The organism is Streptomyces sp. CRN 30, from assembly GCF_034105845.1.
The window spans coordinates 1-13,612 of sequence record NZ_JAVRHI010000193.1; the positions used below are offsets into that span (position 1 = coordinate 1).

A 13,612-nucleotide genomic window follows, 5' to 3' on the forward strand; every position below is an offset into this window, starting at 1 on the left:
GCCCCGACCCCGACCCCGACCCCGGCCGACGGCCCGTCGCCCTCATCCGTGTCGCCCTCGCCCATGTCCCCCTCGCCGCCCCCGGGGACGGAGTCCCTCGGCGACCGCGACCGGTACCGGCTTCTCCGGCGGCTCAATCCCAACGGGCGGCTCTGGCTGGCCGAGGACACCGTCACCGGCCGTACCGTGTCGGTCCGGCTGCACGACCGGACCGACGACCCCGCACGCCACGAGGAGTTCCTCCGGGACGCCCGGCACCTGCTCCGCGTCGACCACCCGGGCGTCGTCGCCGTCCTCGACGCCGGGGTCCACGGCGACCGGCCCTACGTCGTCATGGAGCACCTCGACGGCATCGCCCTGAACACCCTCACCCGGCCGTACGGCCACCGCCTGCCCGCACCGCTGACCGTGAGCATCGCCGCCCAGCTCGCCCGAGCGCTGACCGCCGTGCACGAGGCGGGCGCCGCGCACGGGGCGCTGGACCTCACCCGGGTCGTGCTGCTGCCGGACGGCACGGTCCGGCTCAGCCTCTTCGCGCCGGGCCGGGGCGGCCGCCCGGGAAGCCGTGTGAAGGACCTGCACGCCCTCGCCGAACTGCTGTTCCTGCTGACGTCGGGCCGCCCTCAGCCGACCACGCCGGTCGACGCCCGGCGGCTCGGGCACCTGCCGGGCCCGCTGCGCGAGCCGTTCGCGTACGCGCTGGACCTGCTGATGTCCCCCTCTCCCCCGGCCCAGACCCGGGGCCGGGACCTCCTCACGGACCCGGATCTGCTGCGGACCGCGCGCGAGGCGTACGACCGGCGGTCCTACCGCGCCCTCGGCCCGCTCCGCGTCGACACGCCGCTCGGCACCCCGGAACCGGCGCCGGACGTCCGCGCGTTCCTCGCCCTGCTGCTGCTCAAGCACGGCCGCATCGTCACCCACGACGAGCTGCGGTGGGGCCTGTGGGACCCGGGCGACGAACCGCGCGACCCCCGGGCCGCGCTGCGCCGGGCGGCGGGGGCGCTGGCCGAGGCGCTCGGTCCCGGCGTACTGGCCACCCCCTCGCACGGCTACGCGCTGCACACCAGCGCCGACTTCGTGGACGTACTGCACTGCGAGGAACTGGTCCGGCGGGCCGACGCGGCCGGTACGGACGCCGAGGCGCGCGGGCTCGTCGCCGAGGCGCTGGGCCTCTGGGGCGACGGTGACCCGCTCGGCGACGTGCCGGGCCCGGCGGCCCGCACCGCCCGCACCCGGCTCTCCCGGCTCCGGCTCGCCCTGCACGCCCGCCTCGCCGGGCTCGACCTGGCGCTCGGCGACGCCGAACGGGCCGCCGGCGACCTCGCCGGCCTGCTGCACACCCACGGGTTCCACGACACCTTCCTGCGTCTCCGTCTGACGGCGCTGCGCCGCCTGGGCCGCCTCGACGAGGCGCTCGACGCCTTCGAGGACTACGAACTGTCCGGCGGCACCGACCCCGACCTGCTGGCGCTCGGCCGGGAGCTGCGGGAGGAGCACGCCGACCCGGCGGACGGGCCGGACGACCCCCGCGCGTACCGCGGGCTCCCGCGCGGCCTTCCGTCGGACGGCTCCCCGGACACCACCGTGGCCGCCCCGGACGAACTGCCCGAGGGACCGTTCCCGACGGAGGACGAGCAGTGGACGCCACGGCTCATGGAGGAGTTCCGGGAGGAGTCCGACGAGACGGACGGAGAGACGGACGGGGAGACGGACGGGGACACGGCCGAGGACTCCCTGTTCACCGTGGACGAGTTGGAGGGACTGGCCGAGGCGGAACCGCCGCCGGAGCCGGACGAGGACGACGGCCCGGAGGAGGGCTGGTGGCCCCCCGAGGAGGACGGGGAGGACGGGGAGGACGACAGGGGCCTCCACCACTGCGTCCGCTACGACCTCGTCGACGGCCCGCGCGGCGAGGAGGCGGACGCGGCGCTCGGCCGGCTGGCGGCCGAACTCCTCGCGGCCGGCGGCCTCGCCGACGGCACGTACCGGCTGCGGACCGAGCCCGGCGCCGTCCTCGTCGTCCTGGAGCCGGGCGCCCCGGTCGCCGGGCTGCTCCGGGCGACCGTGGACGGCCTGCCCGGCCGGCTCGCGCACGTGGGCGGGCTGCGGCTGCGGGCGGAGTTCTGGGAGGTGTGGTTCCGGCCGGACGGACGCGAGGAGCAGGTGGAGCGGGCCCGCCCCGAGTCCGTACGGGCGGCCCTGGACGCCGCCCGCGCCCAGGCGGTCGTCGCCGTCTCCGACACGTTCTACTTCGAGCAGGTCGTCGGCGTGTTCGACGACACGTTCGACGACGGGGCGCCCTTCTCCCCGGAGGCGTTCGACGAACTCCGCGACGAGACGGGCTGGTACCACCTGGTGCCGGGCACCGCCCGGCCGCCCGCCGCCGGACCCGTACGGGGTCCCTTCCTGATGCCGTCCGCGGGCTGGGTCCCGCCGCCCCCGCACTCCTCCGAGGCGGTCGTCGTCCTGCTGCCCGGGGACACCGCGCTGCCGCCGGACGCCGACCGGGTCCGCGCCGCGCCCGCCGCCGAACGGGCGACGTGGCGGTACTGCGAGGTCGACCTGAGAGCGCGGCACCTCGTCGTCGACGCGGCCGCCGGTGTCGAGGCGACGTGGCGGGTCGAGGACCCCGTGGCGGCCGTCGCCGACCCCGACCCGCGGGCGTTCCTCTCGCACGCCCTGAACCGGGCCCGCCGCACCGCGGGACGCCACCTGGGCAACGTCCTCACCGGGTGGCGGGTACCCGGCTACGCCGTCGAGTGGACGGTCCCGCCGCCCCTCGCCGCCCGGACCGGTCCCGGCGCCGCGCCCACCCCGGAGTCCCTGATCGGCGGCGCCCGCTGCGTGCTGCTCGGCTTCGACGACGTGGTGGCGCGGCTGTACCGGCCGGGGGCGGAACGGGAGGTGCTCCTGGACGTCATGCGGCTGCTGGCGGAGGAGCGCGACCCCGAGGACGCGCTGTCCGGGCGGAACCCGCTCCCCCGGGTGGAGCGAGAGACGTCGGAGACCTACGCCGGGACCCTGGACCTCGTCCGCTCGCTAGCGGGGCACCGGCTTGACCGCGAGGTCCGCCTGCGGCTCGCCCGGCACGAGGAGCGGGCGGCGCGCACGGCACGGCCCACCCCGCTCGCCCACCGGCTGATCCGGGCCCTGCACACCCGGGAGGTGCCGCTCGCCGTGGTGACCGACCGGGCGCCCGCCCCGGTCACCGGCTATCTGCGCCGCCGCGAGCTGCTGGTCTGCGTGCCCGGCGGCGTCCACGGCCGGGGCGAAGACCTCACCGGGCTGATGCCCGACCCCGACGTCCTGCGCCGCGCCCTGGAGGAACTCGGCGCCGCGCCCGGCGAGTGCGTGCTCGTCGGGTCGTCCGTCGCCGAGCAGGCCGCCGCGCGCTCCGTGGGCCTGCCCTTCATCGGCCACTGGCCCACGGAACGCGTCCGGCACGGGCTGCGCGCGGCGGACCCCGACGCCGTTCTCGTACCGGACCTGAGCGCCGTACTGGACGCAGCCCTGACCCGCTGAGCACGGCACCCGGGGACGGCACCCGGGTACGGGACCGCCCGTTCGGCGGCACCCCGCCCGGCCCCCTCCGGCGGGCGCCGGCCGGGACCGGCCCGCACGATGCCAGGGAGGCCGGCCCTCCGCCGGTCCGCACGGTCTGCGCTCTCGGGAGGATCCGCCATGACCGCCACTCTGGAGCAGCTGCGGCGCTGCCACTTCGCCGTCGACCTCGGCGCGGCGCGGACCCGCGTGTACGTCAAGGGCGCCGGGCTCGTCGTCGACCAGCCGTCGGCCGCCGCCGTCAACACGCGCAGCGGCGCGCTCATCGCCGTCGGGGAACTCGCGGAGAAGATGACCGGCCGCACCCCGGACTACATCCGCGTCGTGCGGCCCGTCTCGGGCGGCACCGTCGTCGACATCGAGATGGCCCAGCGGATGCTGCGCCACCTCCTCGGCGACAAGATCCGCCGGGCGCTGCGCCGCAAGCCGCGGCTGCGGGCCGCGGTCTGCACCCCGCACGAGGCCGACCCGCTCGCCCAGCGCGCCGCCATCGAGACGCTGGTCGGGCTGGGCGCGCGCCGGGTCGAACTCGTCGACACGCTCATCGCCGCGGCCGTCGGCTGCGGACTGCCGGTGGAGCAGCCCGAGGCCACCATGATCATGGTGTGCGGGGCGCACGCCACGCAGGTCGCGGTGTTGTCGCTCGGTTCGATCGTGACGGCCGCGCGCATCCCGGTGGGCGGCGAGGCGGTGGACGCGGCGATCGTCCAGCACCTGCGTCACCAGCACGAACTGGTGCTGCCCAGCCAGTCCGTACGGCCGTTGCAGCTCGCCCTGTCGGGTACGGGGCTGACCTCGCAGGGCCCGGCGTCCACCGAGATCCACGGCCGGGACGTGGCGACCGGCCTCGCCCGCAGCGTGCAGGTCGACACCGCCGCCGTGCGCCACGCGATCCAGACGCCGCTGACGGCGGTCCTGGACGGCATCGGCCGGGTGCTGCGGGACTGCCCGCCCGACCTGGTCGCCGACCTCGCCGACCGGGGCATCATGATGGTCGGCGGCAGTGCGCTGCTGCCCGGCTTCGACCAGATGCTGCGTCAGGCGACCGGCATGCCGGTGCACATCGCCGAACGCCCGGAGCTGTGTGCCGTACAGGGCCTCGGCACCATGCTGGAGGGCAAGGTCGAGCCGCTGGCGCTGCACCCGACCGCGGGCTGACCACCGCCCCCCATGACAGGCCCGCCGTCCCTCCCTCTCCCTCTCCCTCTTCCTCTTCCTCTTCTCGACGCGGTCCTCGCCGTCGGCACCGCCCCCGACCCGCCCACCGCCCTGCGCCGCCTGGTCACCACCGCCGCCGCCCTGACCGGCGCGACGTCGGCGTCCCTGCACCCGCCACCGGACACCCCGGACCACCTGCCGAATGCCGCGAACGGCCCCCGGACCACGAGCGGCCCCCGGACCGGAGGCGGCACACAGGCCGGAGGCCGGGAGCGGCCCGGTGACGGGACCGCTGACAGGCCCGGCGCGGCGGCAGGGCGCCGGCTGCGGGTTCCGGTCCGTGCCGGTCACGAGGACTGCGGTGAGCTGCTGCTGACCCGGGCGCACGGCGCGCCGTTCACCCCGGACGACGAGCGGACGGCGCGGCTCCTGGCCGTCCAGGCCGGTATCGCGCTCGGCCACGCCCGGCTGCGCGAGACGGCCCGGCAGCGCGAGCGCTGGATCGAGGGCGCGGCGGCCGTCACCACCGCACTGCTCGCCGGGGAGGGCGCCGACGACGCCCTGACGACGGTCGCCGAACGGGCCCGGCGGCTCGCCGACGCCGGCGCGGGGGTGATCCTCCAGCCGACCGCGGCGGGCGGCATGGAGATCGTGACCGTCTCCACCCCCGACGACCCGGCGGGCGTCGTCGGCACCGTCATCGAGCCCGGCAGCCCGGTCCTGGTGCAACTCCTCGGCGGCGAACCGGTGTTCCTGGAGGACTCGGCGACCGACCCGAGGATGACGACCCGGGTGCGGCACCGGTTCGGGCCCAGCATGATGCTGCCGCTGCAGGCGGAGGGCCGGCTGATCGGCACGCTGGCCCTGCCGCGCCGGCGCGGGGAACGCCCGTACACCGCCGTGGAGCGGCAGCTCGCGACGCAGTTCGCCTCGCAGGCCGCGCTCGCGCTGGTCCTCGCCGACGTGCACCGCGGCCGGGCGCGCCTCGCGGTCTACGAGGACCGCGACCGGATCGCCCGGGACCTGCACGACCTGGTGGTGCAGCGGCTCTTCGCCACCGGGATGACGCTGGAGGCCACCCGGCGCCGCCCCGACGCGGACGATGTCGGCTCCCTCCTGGACGGGGCGGTGGACGAACTCCGTTCCACGGTGCGGGAGGTCCGCACCGCGATCGTCGCGCTGCGCCAGCCGCCCGCCGGGCCGCCGACGGGGCTGCGCGGCCGGGTGCTGCGCGAGGCCGCGGTCGTCGCCGCGCGGCTCGGCTCCCCGCCGTCCACGCACTTCACGGGCGCCGTCGACCACCGCGTACCGGACGAGGCCGCCGACCGGCTGGTCTCCGCGCTGCGCGCCGCCCTCACCGCGGCACTGGACCGTCCGGGCGTGTCCCGCGTACGGATCTCCGTGGACGCGACGGCGACCGGACCGGACGGCCGGGCGGCGGTCGTGCTGACGGTGTCCGACGACGCGGGGTCCGGGGAGCCGCCGTTCACGTGGCGTGCGCCGCTGTAGGCACCTGAGGCCCCGGACGTGTACGTGTGCGCGGTGCGGGCAGGCGCAACAGCGTCGCCTCCGGCCCGGCGGCGACCACGAGGACGGACGAAGCCAGGACGCGGACCGACGGGGCGGTGACATGACCTCAGCGGCGGCATCCGGCCCGACCCGCCGGACGGCGCGCCCGGCCGTCGAGTGCCGGGTGGAGGCGGAGCGGGCCCTGCTCGTCCCGCGCGGCGACCTGGTCCAGGGGTGTGTGGAGGCGCTGGCCGAGGCCCTCGCCGGGCTGCCGGACGGGATCACCCACATCCATGTGGACATGACGCACGTGACGTTCATGGACGGCACCGGGCTGCGCTTCCTCGACCTCCTCGACGGCCACGGGCACCGGCGGCGGGTACGGGTGACGACGGCGCACTGGCACGGCCAGCCGCGCCGGACCCTGGAGCTGAGCGGCCTGCCCACCGACGATCCGCTGCGCGTCCCGGACCGCCCGGGGGACGGCGCGGAGCGGGTGCGGGTGCTGCTGGAGGAGGTGGAGCAGTTGCGGCGGGCGATCGCCTCCCGGCCGGTGATAGACCAGGCCCGGGGCGTGCTGATGGCCGTCCACTCCTGTACGCCGGACCAGGCGTGGCACATTCTGCGGGAGGCGTCCCAGCTGTCGAACACCAAGCTCCGCTCGGTCGCCGAGTGGGTCACGGCCAGTGCCGGCGACGAGGGTCCGCCCCCGCCGCCGGAGGTCCGCGCGGCGCTGCGGACGGCCCTGTTCCGCCACGGCCACTGACGGCCGGGAGCCGGACCACGCTCCCGGCCGCGTGCGCGCGGTCAGACAGCGGCGGTGCCGAGGACCCCGGCGGGGACGAGGGAGCGCGGGGAGGTGGCGGGGTTGCCGACCTCCAGCGCGCCCAGCAGCCCTTCGAGCAGCGGCGCGGCGGGGACACCGCCGGACGGCCCGGGGACGGTGTGCGCGGCCTGGGCGGCGGGGGCGGCCGACAGCAGGGCGACGGCGAGAACGGAGACGCAGGCGAGTTTTCTGATCATGCCGTGCTGAACGAGCGGACGCGCCCCCGGGAAAGTCCGGCAAGCGGGTGACACGGCAGGTTTCAGGCGGACGCCCAGGTGAAAACGTTCCTGCGCCGAAGCGCTGTGGTGGGGCGGGTGGGACTCGAACCCACGGCCGGCGGATTATGAGTCCGCTGCTCTAACCGGCTGAGCTACCGCCCCATAGCGGCGTGTCGCGTACACGTGTGCGCGCCGTCTGCCGCAGCATAGCCGCTCATACGATCTCCTGCTTCGGATGGTCGGCTTCCTCACGTGGCGCACCACGGGGCGGCCAAGTGACGGACATGAAAAAGGACCCCGAAGGGTCCTCGTTCACCATGCTCCCCCGACTGGACTCGAACCAGTAACCTGCCGGTTAACAGCCGGCTGCTCTGCCAATTGAGCTACGGAGGACCGAGCTCCCCGGACTGGACTCGAACCAGTAACCTGCCGGTTAACAGCCGGCTGCTCTGCCAATTGAGCTACCGAGGAATGCCTCGTCGCATCGAACGTGACTCCCTGGGTATCCGCCAGGGGGCGCTTGCTCGCTGCGACACATACATTAGCGCAAGCAGGGGGGTGCTCCGCCAATCGGTACTCCTCGGCGCCGCAGACACGAGGCAAGGGAAGGATGGCCGCCATGCGTTACCGGCTCACGTTCGTCGTCGGACTCGCCGTGGGATACGTACTGGGCACGAAGGCAGGGCGGGAGCGCTACGAGCAGTTGCGGAAGTCCGCCCGGCAGGTCGCGCAGAACCCCGCGGTCCGCAACACGGCGGAGTCGGCGGCCCAGCAGGGCCGTCACTTCGCGGACAAGGCGTACCACGCGGTGAGCGCGAAGGTCGGCGACCGCATGCCCGACTCCGTCACGCAGCGGGTCCAGTCCCTGCGGGGACGGTCCGGTGCGGGTTCCACCGGCGACGACTGGGGAACCAGCGCCACGTGAAGATGCGCCGTTCCCCGCGCCCCCCCGAAGGGGCACGGGGAACGGCGCGAGCGACCACGACGGACCCGCGCCCGGCACACCACCTGCCCGAGCCGGCGCGGTGATGCGGCAGAATTTCGGTCATGGGGATAGTCGCCGGGCTGGACAGTTCGCCCGATTTCACTCGTATCGTCGTCTGCGACTCGGACACGGGCTCCGTGCTGCGGCAGGGCTACGCGCCGCACCCGCTGGAGAGCGCCGACGGTCAGGGCCGGCCCAGTGACGTCGACCCCCAGGCGTGGCTGCTGTCCCTCGGGGAGGCGGCCGGCGGGGGCCTGCTGGAGGGCGTGCAGGCCATCGGCGTCTCCGCGCAGGCCAACGCGGTCGTACCGCTGGACTCGCAGGGCAACACGGTCCGTCCCGCCCTGGTCGGCGGTGACCGGCGCGCGCAGGTCGCCGCGGCCGACCTGGTCGACGCGCTCGGCGGGCGCGAGGCGTGGGCGCACGCCGTGGGCTGTGTGCCGCAGGCCGCGCACGCGGTGACCAAGCTGCGCTGGCTGGCGCGGACCGAACCCGAGGCCGCCGCCCGGACCGCCGTACTGCTCCAGGCCCACGACTGGCTGGTGTGGCAGCTGCTCGGGCGGCCGATCCGGCGGACGACGGACCGGGGCGGCGCGTCGGGGACGGGGTACTGGTCCGCCGCGAGCGGCGGCTACCGGCCCGACCTGGTGGAGCTGGCCCTCGGGCATCAGGCGATGCTGCCGGAGGTGATCGGTCCGGCCGACGCGGCGGGGACCACTCCGGAGGGGCTGCTGATCTCCGCCGGGACCGGCGAGACGATGGCCGCGGCCTTCGGGCTCGGGATCGGGCTCGGTGACGCGGTGGTCTCGCTCGGCGCGTCCGGGTCGGTGATGGCCGTGCACTCCGAGCCGCTCGTCGACCAGTCCGGGATGATCACCTCGCTGGCCGACGCGACCGGCATGCACCTGCCGGTGGTCACCACCCTGAACGCCGTACGGACCCTGCGCGGCACCGCCGAGCTGCTCGGGGTGCCCGATCTGGAGGGCCTGTCCGACCTGGCGATGAAGTCCACCCCGGGGGCGCACGGCCTGGTGCTGCTGCCCTATCTGGAGGGCGAGCGCACGCCGCACCTGCCGCACACCGCCGGGACCCTCGCGGGGCTGCGGCGGGAGGCGATGAAGCCGGAGCACCTGGCGCGGGCCGCGTTCGAGGGGATGCTGTGCGGGCTGGCCGACGCCCTGGACGTGCTGCGCGGCCGGGGCGTGGACGTACGGCGGGTCTTCCTGCTGGGTGCGGCGGCCGAGCTGCCCGCGGTGCAGGCGGCGGCGCCCGCGCTGTTCGGGACCCAGGTCGTCGTACCGCAGCCCGCGGACTACGGGGCGATCGGCGCGGCCCGGCAGGCCGCCTGGGCGCTCGGCGCCTCGCGCGGGACGCTGGACGCGCGGACTCCGCCGCCGTGGCAGGGGGCGGTGGCGCAGGTGCTGGAGCCGGGCGAGGAGCTGGCGGTGGGTCAGGCGGTGCGGCAGCAGTTCGTGTCGGTCCGTGAGCAGACACATCCGGGCGCGTTCCGGCCGTGAGCGGGCAGGGGGCGGCCGCCGACGGTCAAGGGTCGCCCATGGGTGGCTCATGAGTGCGCTCTGTTGGGTTAATCGGTTGAGGTAACGCGGGTGGAGTGTCCGACGATAGGGGCCAGGGGCGACCGCCCGCCCCGCCCGCCGACCCCGAGAGACCCAGCGTGCTCATACGACTGTTGCGGACCTACCTCAGGCCCTACAAGAAACCCATCGCCCTGCTGGTGGCGCTGCAATTGCTGCAGACCTGCGCCACCCTCTACCTGCCGACCCTGAACGCCGACATCATCGACGACGGTGTCGTCAGCGGCGACACCGGTTACATCCTGCGGCACGGCGCCCTGATGATCGGAATCTCGCTGGCGCAGGTCGTGTGCAACATCGGGGCCGTCTTCTACGGCGCCCGGACCGCGGCGGCGCTCGGCCGGGACGTGCGCGGTGCCGTCTTCGACCGGGTGCAGTCCTTCTCGGCCCGTGAGTTCGCCCGCTTCGGCGCGCCGTCGCTGATCACCCGGACCACCAACGACGTGCAGCAGGTCCAGATGCTGGTCCTGATGACGTTCACGCTGATGGTGTCGGCGCCCATCATGTGCGTGGGCGGGGTGGTGCTGGCGCTCGGTCTGGACGTGCCGCTGTCCGGGGTGCTGGTGGCGGTGGTGCCCGTGCTGGTTCTCTGCGTGACGCTGATCGTGCGGCGGCTGCGGCCGCTGTTCCGGTCGATGCAGGTCCGCCTGGACACCGTGAACCGGGTGCTGCGCGAGCAGATCACCGGCAACCGCGTGATCCGCGCGTTCCTCCGCGACCCGTACGAGGAGCGGCGGTTCCGCAAGGCCAACGCGGACCTGACCGAGGTGGCGCTGGGCACGGGCAATCTGCTGGCGCTGATGTTCCCGGTGGTCATGACCACGGTGAACCTGTCGTCGATCGCGGTGGTGTGGTTCGGCGCGCACCGCATCGACAGCGGCGGGATGCAGATCGGCGACCTGACGGCGTTCCTCGCCTATCTGATGCAGATCGTCATGTCCGTGATGATGGCCACCTTCATGTTCATGATGGTGCCGCGCGCGGAGGTGTGCGCCGAGCGCATCGAGGAGGTCCTGGACACCGAGAGCAGCGTGGTGCCGCCGAAGGCGCCGGTGACCGAGTTGCGCCTCCACGGCCGGCTGGAGATCCGGGGCGCGGGCTTCCGCTACCCGGGTGCCGAGGAGCCGGTGCTCAAGGACATCGACGTGGCGGCCCGGCCGGGTGAGACGACCGCTGTCATCGGCTCGACCGGCAGCGGCAAGACGACGCTGCTGGGGCTGGTGCCCCGGCTGTTCGACGTCACCGACGGCGAGGTGCTGGTGGACGGGACGGACGTACGGACCCTGGACGCGAAGGTGCTGGCCCGGACCGTCGGACTGGTGCCGCAGAAGCCGTACCTCTTCGCGGGGACGGTCGCGACCAATCTGCGCTACGGCCATCCGGACGCGAGCGACGAGGAGCTGTGGCACGCGCTGGAGGTGGCGCAGGCCAAGGAGTTCGTGGAGCGGCTCGAAGGCGGTCTGGACGCGCCGATCGCGCAGGGCGGCACCAACGTCTCCGGCGGGCAGCGGCAGCGGCTCGCGATCGCGCGGACGCTGGTGCAGCGCCCGGAGATCTACCTCTTCGACGACTCCTTCTCCGCCCTGGACTACGCCACGGACGCCGCCCTGCGCGCGGCGCTCGCCCGGGAGACCGCCGAGGCGACCGTCGTGATCGTCGCGCAGCGCGTGTCGACGATCCGGGACGCCGACCGGATCGTCGTCCTGGACGAGGGCCGGGTGGTCGGCACCGGCCGGCACCACGAGCTGATGGCGGACAACGACACCTACCGGGAGATCGTGCTCTCCCAGCTGACGGAAGCGGAGGCTGCCTGATGGCGGGGCCGGCGGGGCGGATGATGGCCGGGGGCGGCCCGGACACGCGGTCGATGGACTTCAAGAGCTCGGGCAAGCGGCTGGTGACGCGGTTCCGGCCGGAACGGGCGACGATCGGGCTGCTGCTGCTCTGCCTGGTGGTGAGCGTCGGCCTCAACGTGATCGGGCCGAAGATCCTCGGCAACGCCACCGACCTGGTCTTCGCGGGCATCGTCGGGCGGCGGTTCCCGGCGGGCGCGAGCAAGGAGGAAGTGCTCGCCTCGATGCGGGAGCGCGGGGAGGGGGGCGCCGCCGACATGCTGCGCTCCACCGACTTCACCCCGGGCGAGGGCATCGACTTCACGGCGGTCGGCAACGTGCTGCTGCTGGCGCTGGGCACGTTCCTGGTCGCGGGGCTGCTGATGGCGGTGGCGACGCGGCTGGTGAACCGGGCGGTGAACCGCACCATGTTCCGGCTGCGCGAGGACGTGCAGACGAAGCTGTCGCGGCTGCCGCTGTCCTACTTCGACAAGCGGCAGCGCGGTGAGGTGCTGTCCCGGGCGACCAACGACATCGACAACATCGGGCAGACCCTCCAGCAGTCGATGGGCCAGCTGCTGAACTCGCTGCTGACCATCGTCGGCGTGCTCGCGGTGATGTTCTGGGTCTCCTGGATCCTGGCGCTGGTCGCGCTGGTGACGGTGCCGCTGTCGTTCGTGGTGGCCACCCGGGTCGGCAAGCGGTCACAGCCGCACTTCGTGCAGCAGTGGCGCTCCACGGGCTCCCTGAACGCGCACATCGAGGAGATGTACACCGGTCACACCCTGGTGAAGGTCTTCGGGCGGCAGGAGGAGTCGGCGGCGCGGTTCGCCGAGCAGAACGAGGCGCTGTACGAGGCCGGGTTCAAGGCGCAGTTCAACAGCGGCGTGATGCAGCCGCTGATGATGTTCGTGTCGAACCTGAACTACGTGCTGGTCGCGGTGGTCGGCGGGCTGCGGGTCGCGTCGGGCTCGCTCTCCATCGGCGACGTGCAGGCGTTCATCCAGTACTCGCGGCAGTTCTCGATGCCGCTGACGCAGGTCGCGTCGATGGCGAACCTCGTCCAGTCGGGCGTGGCCTCCGCCGAGCGGGTCTTCGAGCTGCTGGACGCTCAGGAGCAGTCGCCCGACCCGGAGCGGGCCGAGAAGCCGGCCGCGCTGCGCGGGCGGGTGGCGCTGGAGCACGTGTCGTTCCGGTACGACCCTGAGAAGCCGCTGATCGAGGATCTGTCGCTGGCGGTGGAGCCGGGCCACACGGTCGCGATCGTCGGCCCGACGGGCGCCGGCAAGACGACCCTGGTCAACCTCCTCATGCGGTTCTACGAGGTGTCCGGCGGGCGGATCACCCTGGACGGCGTCGACATCGCGCGGATGTCCCGGGGCGACCTGCGCGCCGGGATCGGCATGGTGCTCCAGGACACCTGGCTGTTCGGCGGGACCATCGCGGAGAACATCGCGTACGGCGCCGCCCGCGAGGTGTCGCGGGGCGAGATCGAGGAGGCGGCGCGGGCGGCGCACGCCGACCGGTTCGTGCGCACGCTGCCCGACGGCTACGACACCGTCCTCGACGACGAGGGCACGGGCGTGAGCGCCGGTGAGAAGCAGCTCGTCACCATCGCCCGCGCGTTCCTGTCCGACCCGGTGATCCTGGTCCTGGACGAGGCGACGTCGTCGGTCGACACCCGTACCGAGGTGCTGATCCAGAAGGCGATGGCCAAGCTCGCCCACGGCCGGACGTCGTTCGTCATCGCCCACCGGCTCTCCACGATCCGCGACGCGGACACCATCCTCGTCATGGAGAACGGGGCGATCGTCGAGCAGGGCGCCCACGAGGAGCTGCTGGCGGCGGGCGGGGCCTACGCGCGGCTGTACAAGGCGCAGTTCGCGGAGGCGGTGGCGGAGGTCGACTAGCGGCCCCGCCGGCCG

9 protein-coding genes and 3 tRNA genes are annotated in these 13,612 nt (G+C 74.3%); 8 read left to right on the top strand and 4 right to left on the bottom strand.

Annotated elements, in window-relative coordinates; genetic code table 11:
• Positions 1-63: 63 nt before the first annotated feature.
• The 4 genes from UW392_RS20150 to UW392_RS20165 all read left to right on the top strand — a co-directional run bounded on the left by UW392_RS20150 (position 64) and on the right by UW392_RS20165 (position 6,997).
• Positions 64-3,525, top strand: a complete 3,462-nt coding sequence (locus tag UW392_RS20150; RefSeq protein WP_320776435.1) for a BTAD domain-containing putative transcriptional regulator — start codon at positions 64-66, stop codon at positions 3,523-3,525.
• A 159-nt stretch (positions 3,526-3,684) separates the two neighbouring features.
• Positions 3,685-4,722 (top strand): rod shape-determining protein, encoded by a 1,038-nt coding sequence (locus UW392_RS20155; protein WP_320776436.1) that lies wholly within the window; start codon positions 3,685-3,687, stop codon positions 4,720-4,722.
• A 12-nt stretch (positions 4,723-4,734) separates the two neighbouring features.
• Positions 4,735-6,231, top strand: coding sequence for a GAF domain-containing sensor histidine kinase (locus UW392_RS20160; RefSeq protein ID WP_320776437.1), 1,497 nt, complete (start codon positions 4,735-4,737; stop codon positions 6,229-6,231).
• Between the two features lie 121 nt (positions 6,232-6,352).
• Positions 6,353-6,997, top strand: coding sequence for an ANTAR domain-containing protein (locus UW392_RS20165; protein ID WP_320776438.1), 645 nt, complete (start codon positions 6,353-6,355; stop codon positions 6,995-6,997).
• A gap of 41 nt (positions 6,998-7,038) precedes the next feature.
• Here the strand turns inward: UW392_RS20165 and UW392_RS20170 are convergent, their stop codons facing one another.
• The 4 genes from UW392_RS20170 to UW392_RS20185 form a co-directional block, all read right to left on the bottom strand.
• Positions 7,039-7,254 (bottom strand): hypothetical protein, encoded by a 216-nt coding sequence (locus UW392_RS20170; RefSeq protein ID WP_320776439.1) that lies wholly within the window; start codon positions 7,252-7,254, stop codon positions 7,039-7,041.
• A 106-nt stretch (positions 7,255-7,360) separates the two neighbouring features.
• Positions 7,361-7,437, bottom strand: a tRNA-Ile gene (locus UW392_RS20175).
• 158 nt (positions 7,438-7,595) lie between these two features.
• A tRNA-Asn gene (locus UW392_RS20180) sits at positions 7,596-7,668 on the bottom strand.
• Positions 7,669-7,673: 5 nt separating this feature from the next.
• Positions 7,674-7,746, bottom strand: a tRNA-Asn gene (locus tag UW392_RS20185).
• A 148-nt stretch (positions 7,747-7,894) separates the two neighbouring features.
• Here UW392_RS20185 and UW392_RS20190 point away from each other — a divergent pair.
• The 4 genes from UW392_RS20190 (at position 7,895) to UW392_RS20205 (ending at position 13,597) form a co-directional block, all read left to right on the top strand.
• Positions 7,895-8,200, top strand: coding sequence for a YtxH domain-containing protein (locus UW392_RS20190; RefSeq protein ID WP_320776440.1), 306 nt, complete (start codon positions 7,895-7,897; stop codon positions 8,198-8,200).
• 122 nt (positions 8,201-8,322) lie between these two features.
• Complete coding sequence (locus UW392_RS20195) at positions 8,323-9,777, top strand: xylulokinase (protein WP_320776441.1); 1,455 nt, start codon at positions 8,323-8,325, stop codon at positions 9,775-9,777.
• Between the two features lie 158 nt (positions 9,778-9,935).
• Positions 9,936-11,669, top strand: coding sequence for an ABC transporter ATP-binding protein (locus UW392_RS20200; protein WP_320776442.1), 1,734 nt, complete (start codon positions 9,936-9,938; stop codon positions 11,667-11,669).
• Positions 11,669-13,597, top strand: coding sequence for an ABC transporter ATP-binding protein (locus tag UW392_RS20205; protein ID WP_320776443.1), 1,929 nt, complete (start codon positions 11,669-11,671; stop codon positions 13,595-13,597). Before UW392_RS20200 ends, UW392_RS20205 begins: the two co-directional genes overlap by 1 nt.
• Positions 13,598-13,612 lie beyond the last annotated feature (15 nt).

What these genes read in the sequence shown, in the direction of transcription:
- UW392_RS20150 (WP_320776435.1), top strand. Translation starts at nt 64, where the DNA reads ATGTCCCCCTCGCCGCCCCCGGGGACGGAGTCCCTCGGCGACCGCGAC.
- UW392_RS20155 (WP_320776436.1), top strand. Translation starts at nt 3,685, where the DNA reads ATGACCGCCACTCTGGAGCAGCTGCGGCGCTGCCACTTCGCCGTCGAC.
- UW392_RS20160 (WP_320776437.1), top strand. Translation starts at nt 4,735, where the DNA reads ATGACAGGCCCGCCGTCCCTCCCTCTCCCTCTCCCTCTTCCTCTTCCT.
- UW392_RS20165 (WP_320776438.1), top strand. Translation starts at nt 6,353, where the DNA reads ATGACCTCAGCGGCGGCATCCGGCCCGACCCGCCGGACGGCGCGCCCG.
- UW392_RS20170 (WP_320776439.1), bottom strand. Translation starts at nt 7,254, where the DNA reads ATGATCAGAAAACTCGCCTGCGTCTCCGTTCTCGCCGTCGCCCTGCTG.
- UW392_RS20190 (WP_320776440.1), top strand. Translation starts at nt 7,895, where the DNA reads ATGCGTTACCGGCTCACGTTCGTCGTCGGACTCGCCGTGGGATACGTA.
- UW392_RS20195 (WP_320776441.1), top strand. Translation starts at nt 8,323, where the DNA reads ATGGGGATAGTCGCCGGGCTGGACAGTTCGCCCGATTTCACTCGTATC.
- UW392_RS20205 (WP_320776443.1), top strand. Translation starts at nt 11,669, where the DNA reads ATGGCGGGGCCGGCGGGGCGGATGATGGCCGGGGGCGGCCCGGACACG.